The organism is Corynebacterium uropygiale (assembly GCF_021568315.1).
GTDB classification, from domain to species: domain Bacteria; phylum Actinomycetota; class Actinomycetes; order Mycobacteriales; family Mycobacteriaceae; genus Corynebacterium; species Corynebacterium uropygiale.
In genome coordinates, this window is the sequence record NZ_JAKGSI010000003.1 from 164,576 (window position 1) to 190,456 (window position 25,881).

Here is a 25,881-nt window from a genome sequence, read left to right on the forward strand (position 1 = left end):
AGCAGACCCCGGAGACGGAGTCGCACCATGTGGAGCCGGGGCCCTCGGATGAGAAGGGAGTGAAGTAGTCGTGGCGTTCAGCGCGATGGAGTCCTCGAACCGGCCCACCTATGATCCGCGGCAGCGGAAGGCCTTCTTCACCGACACCTCGGTGTGCATCGGGTGCAAGGCCTGCGAGGTGGCGTGCAAGGAATGGAACCGCAACCCTGAGGACGGCTACCAGCTCACCGGCATGTCCTACGACAACACCGGCACCCTCTCCGCGAACACGTGGCGGCACGTAGCCTTCGTCGAGCAAACCGAGGAGCGCATCGAGCAGGCGCGCGAATCTGGGCGCAGGCTCATCGGCCTCGGGATGCCGAGCATGCCCGGCAGCAGCAGCGGCGGTGTCGACGGGGCAGAGCCCGGCGCGGTGGACACCACCCCGCCCGACACTCCCGACTTCCGCTGGTTGATGGCCTCTGACGTGTGCAAACACTGCACGAACGCCGGATGCCTCGACGTCTGCCCCACGGGTGCCCTCTTCCGCACGGAGTTCGGGACAGTGGTGGTGCAGCCGGACGTGTGCAACGGCTGCGGAACGTGCGTGGCTGGGTGCCCCTTCGGCGTGATCGAGCGGCGCTCGGACGGCGTCGTGAAGCTGCGGGAGGATCACGGTCGCTTTGGCGAGCGGGATTGGGACGCGCCCCTCGAGGACACCCGCCAATCCTTCGATATTCGACGGCTCCTCCCGCGCCGCCAGCCCAAAGGCGCGGACTACACACCCGGCGAGCGGGCGCCCATCCCGGACATTGGGGTCGCCCGGAAGTGCACCATGTGCTATGACCGCCTCAAGGCGGGGGAGCAGCCGGCGTGCGCGAAGACGTGCCCCACCGAGTCCATTCAGTTCGGAACGCGTGAGGAGATGCTGGCGCGGGCGCGGGCGCGCGTCGCGGAGCTACACGCCCAGGGGCTCACTGAGGCCCGGCTCTACGGCGCCAACGACGACGATGGTGTGGGCGGAACCGGATCGATCTTCCTGCTCCTCGATGAGCCGGAGGTCTACGGCCTGCCGCCGGACCCGCATGTCCCGACCCGCGATCTTCCCGAGATGGCGAAAAAGGCGACGCTCGCCGCCGCGGGGATGATCGGTGCCGTCGCAGCATCCTTCCTGCTAGGAGGACGGAAATGACCCAGCCTTTTGATTCCTATCGTCCCCCCGAGGGGGCGCGCCCCCGAACCCGGCAGGAGCGCCGGGCCGCCCGACGCTCCGGCGATGGCGGCCGCGAGGAAAAGATGGTGCCGAAGGTTCACTTCGACTCCTACTACGGAACCCCCGTGGTCAAGGCGCCGCCGTGGAAGTCACCGATTGGGATATATCTCTTCCTCGGTGGCGTGGCCGGCGGATCCTCGCTCCTGGCGCTGGGATCCCAAATCAGCGGGAACGCGGCCTTGCGTCGCACGGCGCGGCTCGCGGCCTTCGGCGCGGCGGCCTCCGGGTCGCTGGCGCTCATCGCCGACCTCGGGCGGCCCGAGCGAATGCTCAACATGTTCCGCGTCTTTAAGCTCTCCTCGCCGATGAACATGGGTTCCTGGATCCTCGGGAGCTTCGGTGGGACGTCGGCGCTGGCTGCGCTCGCTGAGATCGACGACCTCACCCAGCACTGGGCGCCCCTTCCGCGGCGGCTGCGAACGCTGCTGCACCGGGTGGTGTCCCCGGCGGCGGGAGTTGCGGCGGGGGCGCTCGGCGCGCCGCTGGCCGTGTACACTGCGGTGCTCCTGGGGGACACCTCAAACCCCGTGTGGAACGAGGTCAAAGACACCCTGCCCGTCGTGTTCGTCTCCTCGGCTTCGTTGGCCTCCGCCGGCACCGCGATGGTCTTCACCCCGACGGCCGATGCCGCCCCCGCGCGGTTCCTCGCCCTCGCCGGGGCGAGCGCCGACCTCTACGCCACGCACCAGATGATGGAGAAGGCCGACCCGGTCATTGAAGAATCCCTCCGCGAGGGACGCTCCGGCACCATGCTGTCCCTCAGCGAGAAGTGCGTGGCCGCGGGCCTGGTAGGCACCCTTCTGGGGGCGCGTCGCTCCCGGAAGATGGCGGTGGCCTCGGGGCTGGCACTCATGGCGGGCTCGGCGCTCACCCGCTTCGGGATGCTCTACGCGGGGCTGGACTCCGTGAAGGATCCGCGCTGCGTCATCGAGCCGCAGAAGCGTCGCCTGCGGGCCCGCCAGGACGCCGGTACCGTCCACGACAGCATCACGACGGCGCGCTGAGCGGGGGGGGGGCTCGGGGCGGGCGTCCGGGCGGCTCCGGATGGCCCCGCCTAAACCCGCCTAGCCGGAGACGACCTCGATCGTGGGGGCGCCGTCCTCGGCGGGAAGGAGCTCCCCGATGACGGGGGCGGCCGGAATCTCCCCGGCGAGGAGCAAACCGCCGGAGGTTTGGGCGTCGGCGAGAAGGAGGAGATCCTCGTCCTTCACGCCCGGGCCGGCGCTCACGTGGGGGCGCACCCAGTCGAGGTTGCGTCGAGAACCCCCAGGGATGAAGCCCTCCTCCAGCGCCTGGAGAGCCTCCGCGAGCACCGGCACGGCGCGTCGCTCGACGCGCGCCCGCACGCCAGAGGCCCGGCACATCTTGTACAGGTGCCCGAGGAGCCCGAAGCCCGTCACATCCGTGGCGGCACGAATCCCCGCGGCGACGGCCTGCGCGGAGGCCTCCCGGTTGAGAGTGGTCATGGTGTCCACGGCGGATTGGACAACCTCGCCCGTCTTCTTGTGCCGGTTGTTGAGCAGCCCCACCCCGATCGGCTTGCTCAGGCTGAGGGGCAGGCCGGCCTCGGCGGCGTCATTGCGCATGAGGTGTGCGGTGTCGACGACGCCCGTCGCCGCCATCCCATAGACGGGCTCCGGTCCCGTGATGGAATGGCCGCCGGTCACGGGGGTCTCGGCCTCGGTGCAGACGTCGAGCCCGCCACGCAGCACCTCCCGCAGAATGTCGAGGGGGAGGACTTCCCGGGGCCAGGTCACCAGGTTGATCGCGGTGAGCGGGGTGCCGCCCATGGCGTACACATCGGAGAGGGCATTCGCCGCCGCGATGCGCCCCCAGTCATAGGGGGAGTCCACCATGGGGGTGAAGAAATCCGCGGTGGAGATGATGGCCGTGGAGCCGCTCAGGCGGATGGCGCAGGCGTCGTCGCCATCATCGAGGCCGACGATCACCCGCGGATCCTTGAGCCCCACGAGGCCCTGCACCGCGTCCTCGAGCTCGCCCGGTGGAATTTTGCATGCGCACCCGCCGCCGCTGGCGAGGGTGGTGAGACGTGGAGAAGAAGTCATGAGCTCGAGCGTAGTCCGTAGATTCTGGGCTGCACCGGCCCTCGCTGCGGAGCGCTTGCTACAGTGAGCCGATGGAGGCGTCTATGTCCTGGTGGGCATCCCGGTCTTCAAAACCGGTGAGGCCGAGTAGCTCGGCCTGGCGGGTTCGATTCCCGTCCGTCTCCGCCAGACGTGCATACAGAAGCGGAGGTCGCCATGCCATCGGGAAGCGATCCTCGCCGCCACATTCCCCGCACCGACGCCCTCCTCCAGCACCCGGCCCTTGTGCCGTGGCTGGACTCGGTGGATGCGGTGCGGGTGCGCGGCGAGATCCGTCGAGCTCAAGACCGTGCCCGGAGAGGCGAGTGCGCCCCCGAGGAGGTGGCCGCCGAGGTTGCCCGCTCCCTGCGCCACGTCGCCGAGCATCCGAGCGGGTGGCGGCCGGTGATCAATGCGACGGGCGTCGTCGTCCACACCAACCTGGGGCGCGCCGCCCTCTCGGAGGCCGCGCAGAGGGCGTTGGTCGATGCCGCCGGCCCCGTCCCCGTGGAGATGGACATGCGCCGCGGCGTGCGCTCCCGGCAGCGCGGGGCGGAGGCGCGTGAGGCGCTCCTCGACGCCTGCCCGGCCGCCGAGGACGCCCTGGTGGTGAACAATGGTGCGGCGGCGCTGTTGCTGTCGACTGCGGCTCTCGCGGGGCCGGGCGCCGAGCTCATCATCAGCAGGGGAGAGCTCATCGAGATTGGTGCCGGCTTCCGCCTGCCCGAGCTCATCGAGTCCACGGGGGTGCGGCTGAAGGAGGTGGGCTCCACCAACCGGACCCATGCCCGCGACTATGAGGAGGCGATCGGCCCGAAGGCCGGCGCAATCCTCAAGGTCCACCCCTCGAACTACCGGGTGGAGGGCTTCCACACTGAGGTGGGGGTGGGGGAGCTCGCGCGCATCGCGCACGGGCGGGGCCTGCCGCTCATCATGGATGCCGGCTCCGGCCTGCTGCGCCCCGACCCCCTTCTCCCCGGAGAACCGGACGCGGAGAGCGTTCTGCGCGCCGGCGCCGATATCGTCCTGGCCAGCGGAGATAAGCTTCTCGGCGGGCCGCAGGCAGGCATCGTCCTCGGGCGAGCGGAGGCCATCCGGCGCATGGCTCGCCACCCGCTGGCACGGGCCGTGCGCACGAACAAGAGCACCCTCGCCGCGCTCCACGCGACGCTGACGGCCCCCGCCGCGGACGTGCCGGTGTACGCCAGCCTTCATGCCGACCCGGAGGAGCTGCGTTCCCGCTGCGAGCGCCTGGCGGCATCCCTCAGCGGGCAGCTCCGCGAGGGCGATCCGGCTGCCGGCGGCGAGGTAGGCGTCGAGGTCTGTGAGCACGACGGGCGCGTCGGCGGCGGGGGAGCCCCGGGGGTGCCGCTGCCGGGATGGGCGCTTCGCCTACCGGAGTGGGCTGCGGCCCCGCTGCGCGCGGGCACCCCGCCGGTGCTGGGGCGGGTGCACCAGGGGGCATGCTTACTCGACCTGCGCTGCGTGCCACCCGCACAGGATGCGGAGGTGCTTCGTGCGGTGCGCGCGGTCCTTGCGGGCAGAGGGCGGGGCACCGGCGCCACGAATCCCGAAAAGGGAGAGAAGGAGGATCCCTCGTGTCCGTCATAGCCACCGCCGGGCATGTTGACCATGGGAAATCGACGCTCGTCGCCGCGCTCACGGGGATGGAGCCGGACCGCTGGGCGGAGGAGAAGGAGCGCGGGCTCACCATTGACCTCGGCTTCGTGTGGACGAGGCTCCCCTCCGGGCGCGACCTCGCCTTTGTGGACGTTCCCGGCCACGAGCGATTCCTGGGCAACATGCTCGCGGGCGTGGGGCCCGTGCGGGCGGTGTGCCTGGTCATCGCCGCCGACGAGGGCTGGCAGCAGCAGACCACGGATCACTGCGCCGCGCTGCTCTCGTTGGGGATTCGCCATGTGCTCATCGCACTCACCCGCTGTGATCGGGCCTCGGCGGCGCGCCGGGAGGAGGTCATCGCGGATATTCGACGCCGCCTAGGTGACACCCTTCTTTCCCAGGCCCCCATCCTCTCTGTCTCCGCCGTGAGCGGCGAGGGCGTGGATGAGCTCCGCCACGTCCTCGACGCCCTCCTCGACCGGGCAGAAAACGAGGAGCCGGCGGACCCGGACGGCCCAATCCGGCTCTGGCTTGACCGCTCTTTCAGTATCACCGGGGCGGGCACCGTCGTGACGGGCACCCTCGGCGCGGGAACTCTGCGCCGCGGTGACACCCTCCTCCACTGTGGGGCCGACGGCCACCCCCGCGAGGTCAGCATCCGCGGGCTGCACTCCGAGAACGAGGCCCAGCCGGCGATCCTTCCCCCGGCGCGCGCCGCGGTGAACCTCCGCGGCATCGGAAGCGACGAGGTGCATCGGGGCGACGCCCTGCTGAGCCCCGGGGACTGGCTGCTGCGGCGGGAGGTGGACGTCGAGGTGTGCCCGCATGCCCTCGCCGCGGTGGAGGATGCGCGGGATCTCCCGGGGACCCTCATGGCGCACCTGGGAACCCGGCAGGACGAGGTGCATTGCCGCCCCCTGGGAAGCAGACACGCGCGGCTGCGCTGGCCCGCCCCGCTGCCTCTGCGCCTGGGTGACCGGGTGATTCTCCGCGCGGCCGGGGACCATGCGGTGGCGGCGGGGGTGCAGGTGGTGGACCTTTTCCCGCCGGAGTTGGTGCGTCGCGGCGATGGCCGGCGCCGCGCGGAGGAACTCCAGCGCCACCCGGGCGTGCCGGGTGGGCGTCGGCTCGTGGAGGCGGCGGGGATTCTCCTCCGGGAGGACTGCCGCCGGATGGGCGTTCCCACCGCGCAGTGCCCGCCCGGGGTGCGCGCCGTGGGCCCGTGGTGGGCCTCGGCGCAGTGGCTTCGCGGCCGTGCTGGGATGCTCTCCGAGAAGGTGAAGGCTCTCGACGCCCTGAGCCCCGGCCTGCTGCTCGGGGAGGCCGCCTCCGTCTTGGGGGTGAGCGATCAGGAGCTTGTTCGCGCGGTGGCGCAGGAGGCCGGCCTGGAGATCCACGAGGGTCGGGTGCGCGAGCCCGGCCGGCGCATCGACCTTGGCCCGGCGGAGCGGGGGATCGCCACCATCGAGGAGTGGCTGGCAGAGGAGCCTTTCCGCGCCCCCGACGCCGGTGAGCTCCGCGATCTCGGCCTCAGCCCCGCCCAGCTGGCAGCCGCCGAGCGCGCCGGCCGGATCATCCGGCTGGGCCAGGACAAGTCCGTCGTCTTGTTGGCCTCGGCGCCGGAGAAGGCGGTGGCGATCCTCCGCGGCCTGGGCGGGGAGTTCACGCTCTCGGAGGCGCGCCGGGCGTTGGATACCACCCGTCGCGTGGCAGTGCCTCTGCTGGAGTTCTTGGATACTCAGCGGCTGACGCGCCGGGTTGATGCGACTCGCCGTCGAGTTCTAGGCGGCTGACGTGCCATAATGCGGCCATGACGGTCACTATGCAATCCGGAGACATAACGAGCATCCCCGTCGATGCCATCGTCAACGCCGCGAACCCCGGGCTTCTGGGCGGCGGGGGCGTCGATGGCGCGATCCACCGCGCCGGTGGTCCTGAGATCCTCGCCGAGTGTCAGGAGCTACGCCGCACTCGCCTCCCGGAGGGGCTTCCTCGCGGTGAGGCGGTGTCGACGACGGCCGGCCGCCTGCCCGCCCGGTGGGTGATTCATACGGCCGGGCCGGTGTACTCCCGGGGTGAGGATCGCTCTGCGGTGTTGCGCTCCTGTTATCGCTCGTGCCTAAGCGAGGCCGCACGCCTGGGCGCCCGTCGGGTGTCCTTCCCCCTCATCTCAGCGGGGGTTTACGGCTGGCCCCTCGAGGACGCGGCGCAGATCGCGGTGGACTCCTGCTCCGCCGCCCTGAAGGGTGAGGCCCAGGGCGTCGAGGAGGTCATCCTCGTGGCCTATAGCCCCGACGCGGAGGAGGCGCTGCGGCGGGCGCTGGCGGCTAGCTCCTCACGCTAAGTTCGACTAGCGATCCGGGGTGTCTTACATGGTGAAGACGATGAGCGCGGAGATGATGAGCACTGCGATGAGCGCGAGCAAAGCCCAGATCCATGCCCGGGAGTCGGGCGTCGAGGACCGGGGTTCGTCCTGCGCTGGCGCGGGAACGGAGGCCTGAGGGGCGGGCGCCGGGGCCGGGCGCTTCTCGGCGTGCTCCGCGCGCGGAAGCGGGGGAGTGGGGAGGTCCTTCGCGGAGGCAGGCTCGGCGAGCTCCGGCCCGGCCACCCCGACCACCGGGTCCTCGTCGGGAAGAGCGGCGAAGACGCTGGTCGCGCCCGGATCATCGGGACCCTCCGCGAGGGAGGCCGGCGAGTGCACGCGGATCTTCTCCCGGTGGGCGCGGATTTGCTCGGGGGTGGGGGCGGCGAACTTGTTGGAGGGCATGCGAAGGGACCAGTTTCCCTCCTCATCCGGGTGGGTGGCGCCGCCCTCGTCGTCGAGATGGCCTGCGGAGTCGGAGTCCGCGGCATCACTCCTGGCACGCGCGCTGCGCGCCTTTTCTTCCTCGAGGCCCACGAGTTCCACGTGCTCGATGGGGGAGAGCGGCGGCTCGAGGTCATCCTCCGTGATCTCCTCGGGGTCCAGGACTTCGAGGTGGAGCCCATCGCCTGAGCCCTCGACGTAGCCCCTGGCCACGGCGATAAGCCCGAGCGCCTGATAGTGGTAGACGAGCTGCACGAGCTCCTCGGGGGCGCTCGTGGCTGTCCCGATAGCGCGCCCATCGAGGGAGACGCGGAGCTCGGTGCGCGTGTCCCCCAGGTCGAGGACGCAGAGCACCTGCCGGCCGGCATAGGCGGAGCAGGCGGAGGGATCGCTGAGCTCCACGGGGTAGGGCTGCCCCCGGCCTTCGCGGAGGAGGCCCCAGGGCTCGGCGGGGCCCTCGTTAGCAGGGAGGAGGAGCTCATCATCGGCGAGGAGGACGAGGGTGTGGAGGGTGCCATCCACCAGGTGGAGCTCCGCCTGCGTCTCGGGGTTACGCCCCGCCGCGAGGAGCGCGTTGAGGTGGGGGAAGCGAGCCCGGAAATCCGCCGGGAGAGAGCCGATGATGCCGTAGTCCCATTTCACCTTGAATCCACCGCTGCGGAAGTCCGCGAGCAGCGTGACGGGGATCGTGAGGCCCTGCTGGGGCACCACGTTCTTCTGCAGGTGGGAGAAGAGAATCGCCTGGTGGGCGTCGTCGAGCTGCGCCGCATGGGTGGTGCCCGCCGCACGCGCGGGAACAGGATAGGGACTAATCGGCATGATGACCTCTATTTCCTAGGGAACACGGTGCGTCCATTCATCGGTACCAAATTTAGTATCGACGAGCGACTGGGCCGCCTCCAGATCAGCCTCCGATAATTCGGCGGGTTGAGCACCATAGCGTTGGGAGAAGGTCTCGATGAGGGTATCGATAATCTCCGCGCGCGAGGAACCCGTTTGGCTCTTCAGCGGATCCACACGCTTTTTCGCGCTGCGAATACCCTTATCCGCGATCTTCGCCTTCCCAATGCGAAGCACTCGGGTCATCATATCGGCATCGATGTCATAGGACATGGTGACGTGGTGGAGAATCGCCCCGCCGCGGCGCTTCTGCGCAGCGCCACCGATCTTTCCGCCGGTTGACGTGATGTCATTAATCGGCACATACCAGGCCTTGACCCCGTGGCGGGCGAGGGCCGCGAGCACCCAGCGGTCGAGGAATTCATAGGAGTCCTCATAGCTCAGCCCCGCGACGAGACTCTCCGGGATATAGAGCGAATAGGTGACGCAGTTTCCGCCCTCCATAAACATGGCCCCACCCCCGGAAATACGACGGACCACGGTGACATTATTCTCCGTGACGCCCTCCGGGTTGAGCTCGTTGACATAGGACTGATAGGAGCCAATGACGGTGGCGCGATCATTCCATTCCCAGATGCGCAGCGTCGGGCCGCGCTGGCCGGTGCGAACTTGCTCGAGCATGACTTCGTCGAGGGCGACATTGATCGGGGTGGGGACGACGGGGGAGTGGATGACCTCCCAGGAATGGTCGGTGAAGTCCGTGGCTCGGCAGACCGCCCGGCGCAGCACCTGGGCGATGTCGCGAGTGCTCACCCCGTGCAGCTCGACCTTTTTGCCGGTCTCGCTGCCGCAGGCGCTGAGTGCCGCGTCGAGCTTATTGCGCAGGGCCGTCGTGTCCTCGCTGACGGAGGACCCCTCAAGGCTGGAGCTCAGCACGTCGAAGGCCTCGTCCGGTTCGAGGAAGAAGTCCCCCGAGATGTGCACATTGCGCAGGTGGTTCGCCTCAATGTCCGCATCCGCGACGACGAGCTTCCCGCCCGGAACCTTAATCTCGGAATGGACGTGGGAGGATTCGTGAGAAGAATCAGTCATGCCCACAGCCTAATGTGCATCCATCGAAAGGTGGAGGCCCGCGCACGGCCGGCGGGGAGTGGACGCCGGCGCCTAGGCGGAGGCGGGCTCCTTCGTGTCCTCAGCATCCTTCGCATCCGCGGAGCGTCGGGGCAGGATCCGCGCCACCCCGGTCACCACGCCGAGGATGATGAGCCCCCACAGAGCCCCGACTACCAGGCTGATCCCGGTCTCCGCGCACCAGCCCAGCGCCCCCTCGCCGACGGCGTGGGCCGCGTGATGCTCCCACTCCTCGAGGAGCGGCCAGCCCCATTCCGCGAGCCCGGTGACGAGGATGTGCCCGCCCACCCACAGCATGGCGAAGGTACCCACGATGTTGAGAACGCGCAGCACCCACGGCATGGCCTTGACCAGGACATGGCCACAGCGCGCGAGGGCGCCGTCGTGCGTCTTCATGGCGTGCAGGCCCACGTCGTCCATCTTCACGAGCAGCGCCACCACGCCGTAGACGAGGGCGGTCATGATGAGCGCCACGACGATGAGCGTCAGAGCCTGCGTGAGCAGCGGGTCATCGCGGAGGTCGTTGATGGAGATGACCATGATCTCCGCGGAGAGGATGAGGTCGGTGCGGATGGCGCTGCGCACGAGGCTGTCCTCGGATTCCTGCCCCTGCTCGCTGGCCGGGATGTGCTCCTCGCGGCGCGAGGCAATCCAATGGACGATCTTCTCCGCCCCCTCATAACAGAGGTAGGAGCCACCGAGCATGAGGATGGCCGTGAGTGCCCACGGGGCGAAAGCGCTGAGGATAAGTGCGATCGGCAGGATGATGAGCAGCTTGTTTCGGAGCGAGCCCTTGGTGATCCGCCAGATCATGGGGAGCTCGCGCGCCGGGGTGATGCCCTGCACGTACTGGGGTGTGACGGCAGTGTCGTCGACGACGACGCCCGCCGCCTTGAGGCTCGTGCGCCCTGCCGTCGTCGCGATGTCATCGACGCTGGATGCTGCGGTCCGGGCGATGGCAGCAACATCATCGAGCAGGGCGGCGATCCCACCAGCCATGGGTGGTTCTCCTTTCGGGCCGGGAGTGTCGCTGGAAATCTTAGCGCGTGTGGGGGAGCGCCCCGAGAAACGGTGGGGGTAGTTTTCGGGGGCTTCGGCTACCCCCTTGGGGAGAGCTCGATCATAAGAGTTCGATCCTGTGAACTGAGAAACTCGCAGGTTAAACGGCATTTAACGCGATGAAACTGAGCTTCAGGTACATGAGGGGCAGGTCACGTCCGCAACGGGCATTGAAGTTCTCAGGATTTCTATAGGAAGCTAGATAGCGTTGACCGAAACCAACCCCGGGAGGAAACACATGGGATTGAAGAAGGCAGTGGTGCTTCTGGGCGCGACGGGCGTGGCGCTCTCCATGGCCGCGTGCGGTGGCGGCGGCTCAGGCTCCAGCGACGGCGGGATCATCACCGTTAATGGCTCTGAGCCCCAGAATCCCTTTATCCCCGCCAACACCAATGAGGTGGGTGGCGGCCGCATCGTGGACATGCTCTACTCCGGCCTCATCTACTACGACGCCGAGGGGAAGACCCACAACGATATGGCCGAGTCCATCGACCTCGAGGGGGATAAGACGTACAAGGTCACCCTGAAGAAGGACCTCACCTTCTCCGATGGCTCGCCGCTGACCTCGAAGAACTTCGTCGACGCCTGGAACTACGCCGTCCGGGAGTCCCTGCTCAACTCCTACTTCTTTGAGCCCATCAAGGGCTACAAGGAGGGCGTGGATTCCCTCGAGGGTCTCAAGGTGGTCGACGATCACACGTTCACCATCGAGCTGGAGCAGCCGGAGGCCGACTTCCCGCAGCGCCTCGGCTACAGCGCCTACTTCCCGATGCACGAGTCCGCCTTTGATGACATCAAGGCGTACGGCCAGAAGCCCATCGGCAATGGCCCCTACACCCTCGACTCGTGGAACCACGGCGAAAACGCCACCCTGCTGCCCAACGAGCACTACAACGGTGATCGCATCGCCAAGAACGACGGCATCAAGTTCGTCTTCTACGCCCAGCAGGATGCTGCCTACAATGACCTCCTCGCCGGCAACCTCGACGTCCTCGACGCCGTCCCGGACACCGCCTTCTCCACCTTCGAGTCGGACCTCGGCGACCGCGCGGTGAACAAGCCCGTCGCGGTCTCGCAGAGCTTCACCATCGCCGAGGGCACCCCGCACTTCGAGGGCGAGGAAGGCAAGCTCCGTCGCGCCGCTCTCTCCATGGCGATCAACCGTGAGGAGATCACCTCGCAGATCTTCGGCGGCACCCGCACCCCGGCCACGGACTTCACCTCCCCGGTGATTCCCGGCCACTCCGATGACCTCAAGGGTGTGGACGTCCTCAAGTACAACCCGGAGAAGGCCAAGGAGCTGTGGGCCAAGGCGGAGAAGATCGCGCCCTTCGACGGCCAGTTCACCATCGCCTACAACGCTGATGGCGGGCACCAGGCCTGGGTCGATGCGGTGACGAACTCCATCCGGAACACCCTGGGCATCGAGGCCTCGGGCAACCCCTACCCGGACTTCAAGTCCCTCCGCGATGACATCACGAACCGCACCATCAAGGGTGGCTTCCGCACTGGCTGGCAGGCGGATTACCCCTCGCTCGGGAACTTCCTGGGTTCCCAGTGGGGAACTGGTGCAGGCTCGAATGACTCCGACTACTCCAACAAGGACTTCGACGCCAAGCTGAACGAGGCCGCCGGCTCCGCCACCCCGGAGGAGGCAGTTCCGCACTACAACGAGGCCCAGGAGATCCTGCTCCAGGATCTTCCGTCCATCCCGCTGTGGTACTCCAACGTGACGGGCGGCTCCTCCGAGGCCGTCAGCAACGTGGAGTTCGACTGGCGCTCGCAGCCCCTCTACTACGCGATCACGAAGAGCTAAACCCTTCCGGACCTCTCCGAGGCTCTCTTCACGTCAGCCCCGCTCATAGGCTCGCCTCTGATGCGGGGCTTGGGCGTGCTCGGACATGTCCTCTCATTGAGCAAAGGAACATTACATGCTCCGATACATTGGGCGCAGACTTCTGCAGATGATCCCCGTCTTCCTTGGGGCCACTCTTCTGCTCTATGCGCTGGTCTTCCTCATGCCGGGTGACCCGGTAGCTGCCCTGGGCGGCGACCGCGGCGTCACCGAGGCCGCCCGTCAGCGGATTGTCGCGGAATACCACCTCGACAAGCCGTTCATCATTCAATACCTCCTCTATCTCAAGGGGATTTTCACCCTGGACTTCGGCACGACCTTCTCCGGCCGCCCCGTTGCCCAGGCCATGGCCGACGCCTTCCCCGTGACGATCAAGCTCGCCATCATGGCACTCATCTTTGAGGCCGTCTTCGGGATCATTTTCGGTGTCATCGCGGGCATCCGCCGCGGTGGAATCTTCGACTCGACGGTGCTCGTCGTCTCCCTCTTCGTCATTGCCGTCCCCTCCTTCGTCATCGGCTTCGTCTTCCAGTTCCTCTTCGGCGTGGAGTGGGGGATCTTCCCCGTGACGGTGGGTAGTCACGAGGACCTGTACTCCCTGCTCATGCCCGCTATCGTGCTGGGTGCGCTGTCCTTCGCCTATGTTCTCCGGCTGACGCGCCAGTCGGTGAGTGAGAATCTCCAGGCTGACTATGTGCGGACCGCGCGGGCCAAGGGGCTCTCGAACAAGACGGTGATGGGCCGCCACGTGCTGCGTAATTCGCTCATCCCGGTGGCCACCTTCCTCGGCGCTGACCTCGGCGCCCTCATGGGCGGGGCCATCGTCACGGAGGGCATCTTCGCGATCAACGGCGTGGGTGGCTCGATCTACCAGGCGATTCTCCGCGGTGAGGCCTCGACGGTGGTCTCGTTCACCACGGTGCTCGTCATTGTCTACATCATTGCCAACCTCATCGTCGACCTCCTCTACGCCGTCCTCGACCCAAGGATCCGCTATGTCTAAAGAACTCCGCACACCCCGTCCGGGTCAGGAGCGCTTCGTTGCCGAGACTGATGAGAGCGGACTCGGTGCCGTCGACGCCATCCCGGATGCCTCCGCCCCGACCTCGCTCTGGGGCGAGGCCTGGAAGAACCTTCGCCGTCGCCCGCTGTTCTGGGTGTCCGCGCTGCTTATCCTCATCGCCATCCTCATGGCGGTCGTCCCGAGCCTGTTCACCAGCGTTGATCCGCGCATGTGTGAGCTGGGGAAGTCACTGCACGCCCCAGAGAGTGGCCACCCCTTCGGCTTTGACCGCCAGGGGTGTGACATCTACGCCCGCACCATTTATGGCGCGCGCGCCTCGGTGGCCGTCGGCGTCCTCACGACGGTGGCGGTGACGCTGCTGGGGACCATCATCGGCGCGATTGCCGGCTTCTTCGGCGGCTTCCTCGACACGCTGCTCTCCCGTATCACGGACATCTTCTTCGCGGTGCCGCTGGTGCTCGCGGCGATCGTCGTCATGCAGGTTTTCAAGGAGCACCGCACCATCCTCACGGTGGTCATCGTGCTGACGATCTTCGGCTGGACGCAGATCGCGCGCATCACGCGCGGCGCGGTGATGAGCGTGAAGAACGAGGAATATGTCACGGCTTCCCGCTCGTTGGGGGCCTCGAAGTGGCATATGTTGACCAGCCACATCCTCCCCAACGCGGCGGCGCCGATCATCGTCTACGCGACGGTGGCCCTGGGAAGCTTCATCGTGGCGGAGGCCACCCTGTCCTTCCTGGGCATCGGCCTTCCGACGAGCATCGTGTCCTGGGGCGGGGACATTTCCCAGGCCCAGGCCAGCTTGCGCACGAAGCCGATGGTTCTCTTCTACCCGGCGATGGCCCTGGCCCTCACCGTGTTGAGCTTCATCATGATGGGCGATGTCGTCCGCGACGCCCTGGATCCGAAGGCGAGGAAACGATGACCACCACTGAGACGCAGACGACGCCGCTGCTGGAGATGCGCGACGTCCACATTGCTTTCGAATCGAGCACCGGCACCGTGGAGGCCGTCCGCGGCGCGAACCTCACGATGTACCCCGGGCAGTCGGTCGCGATTGTGGGGGAGTCCGGCTCCGGCAAGTCGACGACGGCCATGTCCATCCTCGGCCTCCTGCCCGGTACGGGCACGGTGACGAGTGGCCAGATCCTCTTCAAGGGGCGCGACATCACGCACCTGGAGGAGAAGGAGTTTGAGAAGATCCGCGGCGCGGAGATCGGCCTCGTCCCCCAGGACCCGATGACCAACCTCAACCCGGTGTGGCGCATCGGCACCCAGATTGGGGAGAGCCTTCAGGCGAACAAGACCGTCCCGTCGAAGGAGATCCCCCAGCGGGTGACGGAGCTCCTCGGCGAGGCCGGCCTCCCCGACGCCGAGCGCCGCTCCCGCCAGTACCCCCACGAGTTCTCGGGCGGTATGCGCCAGCGCGCGCTCATCGCGATGGGCTTGGCGGCCCGCCCAGACCTGCTCATCGCCGACGAGCCCACCTCGGCGCTCGACGTCACGGTGCAAAAGCGCATCCTCGATCACCTTCAGAAGCTCGCGGAGGAGCTCAATACCGCGCTGCTCTTCATCACCCATGACCTGGGTCTGGCCGCCGAGCGCGCCGAGCACCTGGTGGTCATGCACCGTGGGCGGATCGTGGAGAGCGGGCCGAGCCTCGACATCCTCCAGGACCCGCACCACCCCTACACCCAGCGCCTCGTGCAGGCGGCACCTTCGCTGGCGTCGGCACGGATCCAGACGGCCGAGGCCGCAGGCCACACTGCGAAGGATCGCGTGGCGCGCTCGGCGCAGAGCGGGGTAGATGACACGGAGTCGGAGATTATTCGCGTCTCGCACCTCGTGAAAGAGTTCGATGTGCGCGGCGCGCGGGGGAAGAAGTCGGTTCTCCGCGCCGTCGACGACGTGAGCTTCGGCCTGCGTACTGGAACGACGCTCGCGCTTGTCGGCGAGAGTGGCTCGGGCAAGTCCACCGTGGCGAACATGATCCTCAACCTCATCGACCCCACCGAGGGGAAGATTTATTACAAGGGCACGGATCTTTCGACGCTCGGTGCACGCGACCTCTTCGCGATGCGCCGCAAGATGCAGGTGGTCTTCCAGAACCCCTATGCCTCCCTCGACCCAATGTATTCCATCTACCGCAGCATCGAGGAGCCCCTTCTCCTCCACAAGGTGGGCAATCGCAAGGAGCGGGAGAAGAGGGTGGCGGAGCTCCTCGACATGGTGGCCATGCCGGCCTCTACCATGCGCCGCTATCCCAACGAGCTCTCCGGCGGGCAGCGCCAGCGCATCGCCATCGCCCGCGCGCTCGCCCTCCAGCCGGAGGTCCTTGTTCTCGACGAGGCCGTCTCCGCGCTCGACGTCCTCGTCCAGAACCAGATCATTCTGCTGCTCGCGCAGCTGCAGGAGGAGCTGGGCCTGTCCTACCTCTTCATCACGCATGACCTCGCGGTGGTCCGCCAGACCGCGGATGACATCGTCGTCATGCAAAACGGTGCCGTGGTAGAGCAGGGCACGGCGGATGACATCTTCCACCATCCGCAGCAGGAGTACACCCGCGACCTCATCGACGCGGTGCCGGGGCTCGGCATTCCGCTCGGCGGGGGAGCGGCCTCCTCCTAGCCGGGTATGCCGGGTGTGGCACGATAGTCGCCATGACGATCATCGCAGCGGCGGACGGCTCCGCACTCGGCAACCCGGGCCCGGCCGGCTGGGCCTGGTACATCGACGACGACACCTGGGCGGCCGGGGGCTGGGAGAAGAGCACCAACAACCGGGGGGAGCTGCAGTCGGTGCTCCACCTTCTCCTCTCCACCGCGCACGTGCCGGATGACCTGGTCATTTGCTGTGATAGCCAGTACGTCATCAAGTCGCTCACGCAGTGGATGCCCGGCTGGAAGCGCCAGGGGTGGCGCAAGAAGGACAAGAGCACGCCCAAGAATGTTGATCTTCTCAAGCAGCTCGACGCGGCCCTCCACGATCGCCGCGGCGCCGTCGATTTTCGCTGGGTGAAGGGGCATGCGGGGCATCCGCTCAACGAGGCCGCCGATGAGCGCGCCCGCGCGGCGGCCACGGCCTTTTCCCGGGGGAAGAAGCCGGAGACTGGCCCGGGATTCCCCGGCGCCGGGGAGGTGGTGGAGGCGGACACCGCCACGGCCTCCGCCTCCGCCGCACCCGCCCCGTCCGGCCCCGCGGCGCCCAGCCAGGAAGGGCTTTTCGAGCTCCCCACCCAGGGGGAGGAAGACGAGCTGGCCCTCCGCGAAAAGAACTGGCTGCGCAGCGGCCGGGCCCCGCGCCGGAAAGACTTCGTCCTCATCGGTGAGGAGCCGCGGAGGCTGAGCCCAAGTTCCCTCGACGTGCAGATCCCGCGCGAGGGGGTGGCGATCATCCGCAGCCAGACTTCTGAGCCGGCGCTGCGCTCATCCGTGTGGATCGCGGAGCGGGGTCGCTGGGAGCTGGCCCAGCACCAAGTCAGCCCGCTGGCTGAAGGGTGACGCTGTCTGCCCAGGTGAGGGGGTAGCCTTCGGCGCGGAGCCAGGCCATGAGGTCATCGCCGGCCCGGGTGATGCCCTCGACGGCGTGGAGGGTCGCCTCGATGGCGCGCTCCGCGTCGGCGGGGCTGAGCAGGCCGGCCGCAGTGGCGGCGGCGAGCTCATCGATGTCCAGGACCTCGAGGTCCTTGTCCCGGTGTGTCACGAGGTCAATATAGAGATCGCGGGTGCGCATGCGCTCGCCGTCGTCGATAATCTCCGCCACGTCGCAGTAGTAGAGTTGCCCCGTTGTCACGTGGGGGCGGAAGTGAAAGATGTTGATGCGAAGGCTGAGCGCGGGAAGAAGCCAGCTTTCCAGGTAGCCGAAGCGCGGGTGATCGGCGCCGCGGCCCATGTAGAGGCCGAAGTCCGTGCGCTCGTACGTGTCCACGGCGCGGTGGAAGCCCTTCGGGTCGATGTTGAGGCGCGCCGGGATGTCGAAGAGTTCTTCCTTGACGGGGTGGAGATCAACCATGGTTATCGTGCATCGATGAGAGCGGCGGTGGGGGAGAAGGAGCAGGTGCCATCACCTGTGCGGACTGAGCCCTCCAGACCGGCGAGGATGAGCCCGCGGCCCGTGTCCGCCGTGCCGGAGACCGTGGCCGGCCCATCCGGGTTGATGCCGTGGTTGCCCAGCGCAGTGCGGCCGTAGTGCAGCGTGGAGAGGTTCACCCAGTGGACGCGGAGGGAATCCTGCTGATCCTTCTCCGCAGGCTTGGTGCCGAGGGCGGTGAAGAGGAAGGAGGTCTGGCCCTCGCCCGCGCCGGGGGAGGGGATCTCCGAGGGGCCGACGACGGCCAGCGCGCTGCCCACCGAGTCCATCGCCCCGCCAATGCAGTGCCCGGCCACGGAGGGCCAACCGAATTGGTGGATCCGGGGGCCGTTCTCGGGGAGCTCGGGGCCGCCGCCCATCTCCCCGGAGAAGAAGGACACGGCGGCGAGCATCATGTCGCGGATGTCCTCGGGCAGCCCGGGGGTGTTCGCCGCGCGGGTGATCTGCTGGAGAACTTCGGGGCTCGGGCGGCCAAGGGCGTCGACGGGCAGCTCCACCTGGCGCCCGTCGGGCAGGGTGACATACGCCGGGGCGGCGGCCCCTGCAGCGGCGTGGTTCGGCGCGTCCTCGGCCGTCGCGGTGACGGCGGGCAGGCTGAGGAGGCTGCCGGCGGTGAGCACCGCGGCGAGGGCGCTGCCGAGGCGACGGCGGGGATGCTGGCTGGGTCGCTGCACGAGGTTCTCCTAGGGTTGGACGACGGGCGGGTCCCAAACAGTCGTTAGTGTACCCGGCAGGGTCGGGGGCGCGGCCGGGAGCGGTAAGCGCGACGGGAACGCGGTGCAGCAAGGTGCATCGTGGGGGAGCGCGGAGTACTCTAATAACGCTATCCCGCAATCGTGTCTAGGAGTTTCCACCTCGTGAGCACTCACCCTGAGTTTCGTAATGTTGCCATTGTCGCCCACGTCGACCATGGCAAGACCACTCTCGTCAACGCCATGCTGGAGCAGTCCGGCGTGTTCAGCGAGCATGAGGAGGTCGCTGATCGCGTGATGGACTCGGGTGATCTGGAGAAGGAAAAGGGCATCACCATCCTGGCCAAGAACACCGCTATCCGCCGGAAGGGGGCCGGCAAGGACGGCAATGACCTGGTGATTAACGTCATCGATACCCCGGGTCACGCGGACTTCGGCGGTGAGGTTGAGCGTGCGCTCTCCATGGTGGATGGCGTGGTGCTCCTCGTCGACGCCTCCGAGGGGCCGCTTCCCCAGACCCGCTTTGTGCTGGGGAAGGCGCTGGAGGCGAAGATGCCGGTCATCATCTGCGTGAACAAGACGGACCGCCCGGATGCGCGGATCGACGAGGTCGTGGAGGAATCCCAGGACCTCCTGCTGGAGCTCGCGTCCTCCCTCGACGATGAGGAGGCAGCCGCCGCAGCGGAGCAGCTCCTTGACCTCCCGGTGCTCTACGCCTCCGGCCGCGAGGGCCGCGCGAGCACGAAGAACCCGGGCAACGGCTGCGCCCCCGAGGCAGAGGACCTCCAGGAGCTCTTCGACGTGCTCTACCACACGCTTCCGGAGCCGACGGCCACCATCGACGCCCCGCTCCAGGCGCACGTCACCAACCTTGACTCCTCCTCCTTCCTCGGGCGCATCGGCCTCGTCCGCGTCCACTCCGGGGTGCTGCGCAAGGGGCAGCAGGTCGCGTGGATCCACTACGACGATGAGGGCAACCAGCACGTCAAGGTCGCCAAGATCGCGGAGCTTCTCTCCACGGTGGGGATGACCCGCGTCCCCGTGAAGGAGGTCATCGCGGGGGACATCGCGGCGATCTCGGGTATCGACGACGTCATGATCGGCGACACCCTCGCGGATCCCGAGAACCCCGTTGCCCTGCCGCGCATCACGGTCGATGAGCCGGCGATCTCCATGACCATCGGCGTGAACACCTCGCCGCTGGCCGGCCGCGGCGGAGGGGACAAGCTCACCGCCCGCATGGTGAAGGCGCGCCTGGACCAGGAGCTCATCGGCAACGTGTCGCTTCGCGTGCTTCCCACCGACCGCCCGGATGCCTGGGAGGTGCAGGGCCGCGGCGAGATGGCCCTCTCCGTGCTGGTGGAAACGATGCGGCGTGAGGGCTTCGAGCTGACCGTCGGCAAGCCCCAGGTGGTCACCCACGAGATCGACGGCAAGCTGCACGAGCCTTTCGAGCACCTCGTCATCGACATCCCCGGCGAGTACCAGGGTGCGGTCACGCAGCTCATGGCCTCGCGCAAGGGGCAGATGCTCAGCATGGACACCACCAGCGACGACTGGGTCCGCATGGAGTACTCGGTGCCGGCTCGCGGCCTCATCGGCTTCCGCACGACCTTCATGACGGAGACCCGCGGCACGGGCATCGCGAACCACTACTCCGAGGGGCTCAAGCCCTGGGCCGGCGAGATCAAGGATCGCGCGACGGGATCCCTCGTGGCGGACCGCTCCGGCCAGATCACCTCCTATGCCCTCCAGCAGCTGGCGGATCGCGGCACCTTCTTCGTCGAGCCCGGCACCGAGGCCTACGAAGGCATGGTGGTGGGTGCGAACAACCGCGATGAGGACATCGACGTCAACATCACCCGCGAGAAGAAGCTCACGAACATGCGCTCCGCGACCTCGGAGGCGACGGTCACCCTCGCGAAGGCGCACACGCTCTCCCTCGACGAGGCCATGGAATTCTGTGGCCAGGACGAGTGCGTGGAGGTTACCCCGGACATCCTCCGGGTGCGCAAGGTGGAGCTCTCCGCGACGGAGCGCGGCCGCGCCCGCGCCCGGGCGAAGGCTCGCAACAAGTAACACCAGAAACGAGGAGTCCGCGCCGCGGAGGATGAGGAGACGAGCATGACACATCCCACGGTGAGTCCCAGCACTCGCCCCGGCGGCGCGCGCCCCCTCACGCGCTGCGGGGTCCTCCTCCTCAGCACGATCCTCCTCGGCGGATGCATGGCCAACCCCGGCCCGCCGCCCATCGAGGAACCGCAGGCCCAGGAGGCTGAGGCCCCGGCCCCGGAGGCGGAGAAGCCGGCCCGCGAGGATGCGCCCGATGACTCGCGCCCGGACATCTCCGTCGGCGTGGACCCCCTGGTCAACGGCGTAAACCCGCACCTCATGAGCGATGATTGCGCCCTCGTGGCCTCCCTTGCCGACGCCATCTTCCCCAGCGTCTACGTGGACGGGCACCTCAACGAGGACCTCGTGAGCTCCGTGAAGGAGATCGAGCCGGCCCCCGGCGCGCAGTCCACCGTTCGCTATATCCTCCGCCCGGAGGCCCAGTGGTCCGATGGCACCCCAATCACCGGGGCGGACTTCCGCTACCTGTGGGAGGGGATCCTCCACACCCCGGGCGCTAAGGATTCTGCGGTGTACCGCTCGGTGAGTGACCTGCGCGTCGGCAACAATGGCCTGCAGGTGGATGTGGATTTCTCCTCGCCGGTGGGGGACCTGTCGCGCCTCTTCCAACACCTGCTCCCCGCGCATGTCCTGGGGGATACGGCGAATTTCGGGCAGGCCTTGAGGAAGGGGGTGCCGGCGGCGGGCGGGCGCTTCCTCGTGGCGAACCTCGATCAGCAGCGCGGGCTCATCACGCTGCATCGTAATGATCGCTATTGGGGGAAGAATCCGGCCTCCGTGGAGCGCATCCAGCTGGTGGAGATGCGCGACCCGCTGAGCGGCGCCGAGCAGCTGCGCACCGGGCAGATTTCGCTGGTGGACATGACGCCGCAGGAGACGAGCGTCGATACCTTTGGCCTCATCCCGCACACGCAGGTGCGCACGTATCGTACGGCCCGGCAGCTGCGCCTCGTGTATAACGTGCGTTCTCCGCTGACGCGGCTGCGCGTGCGCCGGGCGGCTTTGTCCTCGGTGCTGGACACTGACGTGCTCGCGCGGCTGGCGGCCGGGCGCTCCTCGTCGCTGGCCGCGGCAGGGGAGTCCGAGGTTGCGGCGGCGAGCAGCGGCATCGACGAGGACACCCGAGCGCACAGCCTCCGGGAGCTTGCGAGCGAGAGCGCGGAACGCCCCTTCGTCATCGGCGCCGACCCCGCCGATGCCTCCTCACTCAGCGCGGCGCGGGCGGCCGTCGACATCCTTAAGAACGCCGGCATCGAGGCGCAGGTGCGCAGCGCCACCCTCGAGGAGCTCAGCGGAACCCTCCTGCCCGGCGGCTCAGTGGATGCGGTGATGACCTGGCAAGACATCAACGGGGATCCGGTGTCCGTGGCCTCGCGCTACCAGTGCGCGGGCGGCACGAGCCCCGCGGCGGCGGAGCAGCCCTCCGAGACCCCCACCGCGAGCCCCGAAACCACCACCCCGCGCCCGAGCCCGAGCTCCCTGCCGCGCTTCGAGAACCTCTCTGGCTTCTGCGATGAGGGGCTCGACGCCCACCTGGCCGAACTCCTCGCGGCGCCGGGGTCCCGCTCAGAGGGTGAGGAGCTGGCGACGGAGGTCGAGGAGACGGAGCACCTCAGTCTGCCGATTCTTCGGGAGACTCGGGTGATGGCGCTCGGCCACGGTATGGTGGGGCCGGACCCTGACCTCGAGCGCTGGCCCACAGGGCTGTCGAGCCTTGCCACGTGGCAGCGCGCGGAGAGCAGCACTGCAACGAGCACCGCCAGCCCCGAGGAACGCGAGAACAGCGGAGAGGATTAACACCGTGGAGACTTCCCCTGACCTGCGAGGACTGCGTGTCCTTGCCGTCCACGCCCACCCCGATGATGAGTCCATCACCATGGGCGGAACCCTCCATGCCCTCGGGCAGGCGGGCGCGGAGGTGACCGTCGTGACGTGCACCCTCGGGGAGCAGGGCGAGGTGATCGGTGAGACCTTCCAGCAGCTCATTGCCGATGAGGCCGACCAGCTCGGCGGCTTTCGGATCGGTGAGCTGGCCCAGGCTCTCGCGGAGCTCGGCGTGAGTGGCCGTTTCCTGGGCGGCGCCGGCCGCTGGCGGGATTCTGGGATGGCGGGGGATCCCGCGCACTCGCACCCGCGCGCCTTCGTCTCCTCCGGGGAGGAGGGCGTGGACGCGCTCGCGGACACGATGGCCGAGCTGCGTCCGCACCTCGTCCTCACCTACGGCCCCGAGGGCGGCTACGGCCACCCGGATCACATCCGCGCCCACGAGATCACCCTGGCCGCGGTGCGCCGCCTCCGCGAGTCCGGAACCTGGGATGTCCAGCGGATTCTGTTCTCCTATGTGGACGAGGCCGCCCAGGATGCCGGGCTCGCCGCCATCGGCCAGGTCCCGGAGGGCTGGCGCCACGCCGAGCCGGGGGAGCTCCCTTCGGCGATCGGCATGGAGGTGCGCGTCCCGCTCAGCGCGGAGAGCTTCGGCGCGAAGGTGCGCGCCATGAAGGCCCACGCCACGCAGATTTGGGTGGCTGATGGCGATCTCTCGCTCACGAATCCTCACCGCGCGGTGGCCGTCGTGAATAACGACGACGCCTGCCCGGCGGTGTGGGCCCTCTCCAACCTCATTGCCCAGCCGATCCTCGACCATGAGGACTTCCGCCTCGGCGGCGGAGCCCCGCTCCCGGAGGGGGCGCACCTGCCGTGGGATGGCCTGGAGTGGGCGCATGAACGCTAAGTCTGAGCAGGCGGAGGACGCGGGCCGGCCCTATTCGCGCGGGGAGGTCGCGGTGGCCATGATGTGGCTGTGCGCGGGCTCCCTTATCTCGCTGTTTATCGAGTGCGCGTATGTGCATAGTCGCCTGACTCTCCCCGGCGGGGGTTCTGTGATGTTCCCCATCACCATCGTCATCGCCGCGCTTTTTAATGGTGTGCTAACTAGAACCGCGCTCTTGTGGAGTCGTAACATAGGGGTCGTTGCGATCCCCGTCCTGTCGTGGTTGGTGGGCTATTTCTTGCTCTTATTCGGCCCGGCGATCACGGGGGATCAGCTCCTCGGCTCCAGTATGCGCAGCCTCGTGCTGCTCATCGCTGGGATGGCCGGAGGAGCCTGGCCGCTGCTGCGCAGCCGGATCGAACAACTATAGATCTTCACCCTATTCGTTTCTGGAGTTGTGAGAGACCTGGAATGACGTACATTATTGCCCAGCCTTGCGTCGACGTGATGGATCGCGCCTGCGTGGAAGAATGCCCTGTTGACTGCATCTACGAAGGGAAGCGCTCCCTCTACATTCACCCCGACGAGTGCGTGGACTGCGGCGCCTGCGAGCCCGCCTGCCCCGTCGAGGCCATCTTCTACGAGGACGATGTGCCGGATGAGTGGGCGGAGTACTATGACGCCAACGTCGCGTTCTTCGACTCGTTGGGATCCCCCGGCGGGGCTTCCCGGCTCGGGCCGCAGGACTTTGACCCGCCCTTTGTCGACTCCCTCCCCCCACAGAATCAGGACTAGCTCATGACGAGGACGCCGCTTCTCTCCGCCCTGCCCACGTTCCCCTGGGACCTGCTTGCCGACGCGCAGACTACCGCCGCCCAGCACCCCGAGGGAATGATCAATCTGTCCGTCGGCACCCCGGTGGACGAGGTAGCGCCAGGCATCCAGCTGGCTTTGGCGGAAGCGGCGCCCGACCCGGGTTATCCCCAGACGGCCGGCACCGCTGAGCTGCGTGCCGCGCTGGTGGCCTCCCTGGAGCGCCGCTATCACGTGAGCGGGCTGAGCGAGAAGGCCGTCCTTCCCGTCATTGGGACGAAGGAGGCCATCGCCTGGCTGCCCACCACGCTGGGGCTCGGTGCCGGAGACACGGTCGTCATCCCCGAGCTCGCCTACCCGACGTACGAGGTGGGCGCCCTCCTCGCCGGCTGCGCGGTCCTCCGCTCGGACTCCCTGCTGAAGATCGGCCCGGCCAGGCCGTCGCTCATCTTCATCAACTCCCCGAGCAATCCCACCGGCAAGGTCCTCGGCGTCGATCACTTGCGCAAGGTCGTCGAGTTTGCCCGCGAGCGTGACGTCATCATCGCCTCCGATGAGTGCTACCTCGGCCTCGGCTGGAACGAGGAGAAGCACCCGCCCGTGTCCATCCTCGACCCGCGCGTGTGCGACGGCGATCACCGCAACCTCCTCGCCATCCACTCTTTCTCCAAGACCTCCAACCTTGCGGGCTACCGCTCCGGCTTCCTCGCCGGCGATGAGGCCCTCATCCAGGAGCTTCTCGGTGTCCGCAAGCATGCTGGCCTCATGATGCCGACGCCCGTCCAGGCCGCCACGCTGGCCGCCGCGCAGGACGATGACCAGGAGCGCATCCAGAAGCTCCGCTATGCTGGCCGCCGCGCCACGCTCATGGCGGCCTTCGTCGACGCCGGATTCCGCATCGATCTCTCGGACGCGGGACTCTACCTCTGGGCCACCCGCGAGGAGGACTGCTGGGCCACCGTGGACTGGCTCGCCCAGCGAGGCATCCTCGTCGCCCCCGGCGCCTTCTATGGGCCGGAGGGGGAGAAGCACGTCCGCATCGGCCTCACGGGCTCCGATGAGGACATCGCTGCGGCTGCCCGTCGGCTCCGCGGTGATGAACAGTAATGAGTGACGCGTCTTCTCCAACTTCCCCAACTTCCCCTTCGCTGTACGCGAGGATCGTTGAGAAGCTCGGCGGCCGCGACGGTGCCGTGCTGCAGTTTCTCAAGTTCGGGATCGTCGGAGGCTCGGGTGTCTTCGTGAACTTCGCGGTGCTCATCATCGTGCGCCGCTTCTTCGGGGACGTCCTCTCCATCCTCCCGGACGATCCCTTTCTCAACCTCCTGGGATCCCGCTTCCACATCCGCTGGTATCACATCTTCCTCACGATCGCCTTCGTCGTGGCTAACACGTGGAACTACCAGCTCAATCGCTGGTGGACATTCAAGGGGAGCTTCAAGCCCCGGTGGTGGCGCGGCTATATCGCTTTCCTCATGACGGGGGTCGGCGCTCTCGTCGTCAACCTCCTGGTCGCGACGAGCCTCATGAACGCGAACTCGCCGATCTCCCTGCCCACGGACATCTTCGATGATTCGACGGGCCTGCGCACCCGCCTGTACTGGGCGAACCTCATCGGCACCTTTGTCTCCATGCCGGTGAACTTCATCCTCAACAAGATCTGGGCCTTCCGTAAGCCGAAGAAGACCACGGTGGTGGAGGATGCCGAGCCCGTCTAGAAGCACGTAGGGGAGTCCGAGATTCCCGGACGCTGGGCGTCCCGGAGTGGGT

23 protein-coding genes and 1 tRNA gene are annotated in these 25,881 nt (G+C 67.8%); 18 read left to right on the top strand and 6 right to left on the bottom strand.

The annotated features are described in order from the left end of the window. The first annotated feature begins 85 nt into the window (after positions 1-85). Positions 86-1,171 (top strand): 4Fe-4S dicluster domain-containing protein, encoded by a 1,086-nt coding sequence (locus L1O03_RS06695; RefSeq protein WP_236119200.1) that lies wholly within the window; start codon positions 86-88, stop codon positions 1,169-1,171. Further along, entirely contained in the window at positions 1,168-2,256 is a 1,089-nt protein-coding gene (nrfD, locus tag L1O03_RS06700) for an NrfD/PsrC family molybdoenzyme membrane anchor subunit (RefSeq protein WP_236118678.1), read from the top strand. The genes L1O03_RS06695 and nrfD overlap by 4 nt, the downstream gene beginning before the upstream one ends. Positions 2,257-2,316: 60 nt before the next feature. On the opposite strand, the gene selD is transcribed toward nrfD, so the two are convergent. Then, on the bottom strand, positions 2,317-3,318 hold the full coding sequence (selD, locus tag L1O03_RS06705) for a selenide, water dikinase SelD (RefSeq protein WP_236118680.1): 1,002 nt from the start codon (positions 3,316-3,318) through the stop codon (positions 2,317-2,319). 73 nt (positions 3,319-3,391) lie between these two features. On the opposite strand from selD, the gene L1O03_RS06710 reads away from it, so the two are divergent. The 4 genes from L1O03_RS06710 (at position 3,392) to L1O03_RS06725 (ending at position 7,300) form a co-directional block, all read left to right on the top strand. Beyond that, positions 3,392-3,486 (top strand) — tRNA-Sec (locus tag L1O03_RS06710). A 27-nt stretch (positions 3,487-3,513) separates the two neighbouring features. Next, on the top strand, positions 3,514-4,947 hold the full coding sequence (selA, locus tag L1O03_RS06715; protein ID WP_236118681.1) for an L-seryl-tRNA(Sec) selenium transferase: 1,434 nt from the start codon (positions 3,514-3,516) through the stop codon (positions 4,945-4,947). After that, positions 4,935-6,749 (top strand): selenocysteine-specific translation elongation factor, encoded by a 1,815-nt coding sequence (selB, locus tag L1O03_RS06720; RefSeq protein ID WP_236118688.1) that lies wholly within the window; start codon positions 4,935-4,937, stop codon positions 6,747-6,749. The genes selA and selB overlap by 13 nt, the downstream gene beginning before the upstream one ends. Before the next feature lie 17 nt (positions 6,750-6,766). Further along, positions 6,767-7,300 carry an O-acetyl-ADP-ribose deacetylase gene (locus tag L1O03_RS06725; protein ID WP_236118689.1) on the top strand — a complete coding sequence of 178 codons (534 nt, stop codon included), beginning with the start codon at positions 6,767-6,769 and terminating at the stop codon, positions 7,298-7,300. 24 nt (positions 7,301-7,324) lie between these two features. On the opposite strand, the gene L1O03_RS06730 is transcribed toward L1O03_RS06725, so the two are convergent. The 3 genes from L1O03_RS06730 to L1O03_RS06740 all read right to left on the bottom strand — a co-directional run bounded on the left by L1O03_RS06730 (position 7,325) and on the right by L1O03_RS06740 (position 10,732). Then, on the bottom strand, positions 7,325-8,581 hold the full coding sequence (locus L1O03_RS06730) for a hypothetical protein (RefSeq protein ID WP_236118690.1): 1,257 nt from the start codon (positions 8,579-8,581) through the stop codon (positions 7,325-7,327). A gap of 15 nt (positions 8,582-8,596) precedes the next feature. Continuing rightward, on the bottom strand, positions 8,597-9,694 hold the full coding sequence (locus L1O03_RS06735; RefSeq protein WP_236118691.1) for a lipoate-protein ligase small subunit: 1,098 nt from the start codon (positions 9,692-9,694) through the stop codon (positions 8,597-8,599). 72 nt (positions 9,695-9,766) lie between these two features. Next, positions 9,767-10,732 carry a DUF808 domain-containing protein gene (locus L1O03_RS06740; RefSeq protein WP_236118692.1) on the bottom strand — a complete coding sequence of 322 codons (966 nt, stop codon included), beginning with the start codon at positions 10,730-10,732 and terminating at the stop codon, positions 9,767-9,769. Positions 10,733-11,030: 298 nt separating this feature from the next. On the opposite strand from L1O03_RS06740, the gene L1O03_RS06745 reads away from it, so the two are divergent. The 5 genes from L1O03_RS06745 to L1O03_RS06765 all read left to right on the top strand — a co-directional run bounded on the left by L1O03_RS06745 (position 11,031) and on the right by L1O03_RS06765 (position 17,174). Beyond that, positions 11,031-12,608: a peptide ABC transporter substrate-binding protein gene (locus L1O03_RS06745; RefSeq protein ID WP_236118694.1), complete on the top strand. Its 1,578-nt coding sequence runs from the start codon at positions 11,031-11,033 to the stop codon at positions 12,606-12,608. 115 nt (positions 12,609-12,723) lie between these two features. Then, on the top strand, positions 12,724-13,650 hold the full coding sequence (locus L1O03_RS06750; protein ID WP_236118695.1) for an ABC transporter permease: 927 nt from the start codon (positions 12,724-12,726) through the stop codon (positions 13,648-13,650). Further along, positions 13,643-14,599, top strand: a complete 957-nt coding sequence (locus tag L1O03_RS06755) for an ABC transporter permease (protein ID WP_236118698.1) — start codon at positions 13,643-13,645, stop codon at positions 14,597-14,599. Before L1O03_RS06750 ends, L1O03_RS06755 begins: the two co-directional genes overlap by 8 nt. Further along, positions 14,596-16,302, top strand: a complete 1,707-nt coding sequence (locus L1O03_RS06760) for a dipeptide ABC transporter ATP-binding protein (protein ID WP_236118700.1) — start codon at positions 14,596-14,598, stop codon at positions 16,300-16,302. The genes L1O03_RS06755 and L1O03_RS06760 overlap by 4 nt, the downstream gene beginning before the upstream one ends. A 32-nt stretch (positions 16,303-16,334) precedes the next feature. Further along, positions 16,335-17,174, top strand: a complete 840-nt coding sequence (locus L1O03_RS06765; protein ID WP_236118703.1) for a ribonuclease H family protein — start codon at positions 16,335-16,337, stop codon at positions 17,172-17,174. Here L1O03_RS06765 and L1O03_RS06770 read toward each other — a convergent pair. Next, a complete protein-coding gene (locus L1O03_RS06770; protein WP_236118704.1) occupies positions 17,152-17,685 on the bottom strand; it encodes a DUF402 domain-containing protein in 534 nt (177 codons plus the stop codon). The two genes, L1O03_RS06765 and L1O03_RS06770, sit on opposite strands and share 23 nt — an antisense overlap. A gap of 2 nt (positions 17,686-17,687) precedes the next feature. Then, on the bottom strand, positions 17,688-18,437 hold the full coding sequence (locus tag L1O03_RS06775) for an Rv1157c family protein (protein ID WP_236118706.1): 750 nt from the start codon (positions 18,435-18,437) through the stop codon (positions 17,688-17,690). 183 nt (positions 18,438-18,620) lie between these two features. Between L1O03_RS06775 and typA the strand changes: the two genes are divergently transcribed. Genes typA through L1O03_RS06810 form a run of 7 tightly spaced genes read left to right on the top strand, consistent with a single transcriptional unit; the run spans position 18,621 to position 25,829 of the window. Next, positions 18,621-20,534 carry a translational GTPase TypA gene (typA, locus tag L1O03_RS06780; protein WP_236118708.1) on the top strand — a complete coding sequence of 638 codons (1,914 nt, stop codon included), beginning with the start codon at positions 18,621-18,623 and terminating at the stop codon, positions 20,532-20,534. A 45-nt stretch (positions 20,535-20,579) separates the two neighbouring features. Beyond that, positions 20,580-22,385: an ABC transporter family substrate-binding protein gene (locus L1O03_RS06785; protein ID WP_236118709.1), complete on the top strand. Its 1,806-nt coding sequence runs from the start codon at positions 20,580-20,582 to the stop codon at positions 22,383-22,385. A gap of 4 nt (positions 22,386-22,389) precedes the next feature. Continuing rightward, positions 22,390-23,319, top strand: a complete 930-nt coding sequence (mshB, locus tag L1O03_RS06790; RefSeq protein ID WP_338026135.1) for an N-acetyl-1-D-myo-inositol-2-amino-2-deoxy-alpha-D-glucopyranoside deacetylase — start codon at positions 22,390-22,392, stop codon at positions 23,317-23,319. Continuing rightward, positions 23,309-23,728 carry a hypothetical protein gene (locus L1O03_RS06795; protein WP_236118710.1) on the top strand — a complete coding sequence of 140 codons (420 nt, stop codon included), beginning with the start codon at positions 23,309-23,311 and terminating at the stop codon, positions 23,726-23,728. The genes mshB and L1O03_RS06795 overlap by 11 nt, the downstream gene beginning before the upstream one ends. 41 nt (positions 23,729-23,769) lie before the next feature. Continuing rightward, positions 23,770-24,093, top strand: a complete 324-nt coding sequence (gene fdxA, locus L1O03_RS06800) for a ferredoxin (RefSeq protein WP_236118711.1) — start codon at positions 23,770-23,772, stop codon at positions 24,091-24,093. Between the two features lie 3 nt (positions 24,094-24,096). Then, positions 24,097-25,218 carry a succinyldiaminopimelate transaminase gene (gene dapC / locus L1O03_RS06805; RefSeq protein ID WP_236118712.1) on the top strand — a complete coding sequence of 374 codons (1,122 nt, stop codon included), beginning with the start codon at positions 24,097-24,099 and terminating at the stop codon, positions 25,216-25,218. Next, positions 25,218-25,829 carry a GtrA family protein gene (locus L1O03_RS06810; protein WP_236118713.1) on the top strand — a complete coding sequence of 204 codons (612 nt, stop codon included), beginning with the start codon at positions 25,218-25,220 and terminating at the stop codon, positions 25,827-25,829. Before dapC ends, L1O03_RS06810 begins: the two co-directional genes overlap by 1 nt. Positions 25,830-25,881 lie beyond the last annotated feature (52 nt).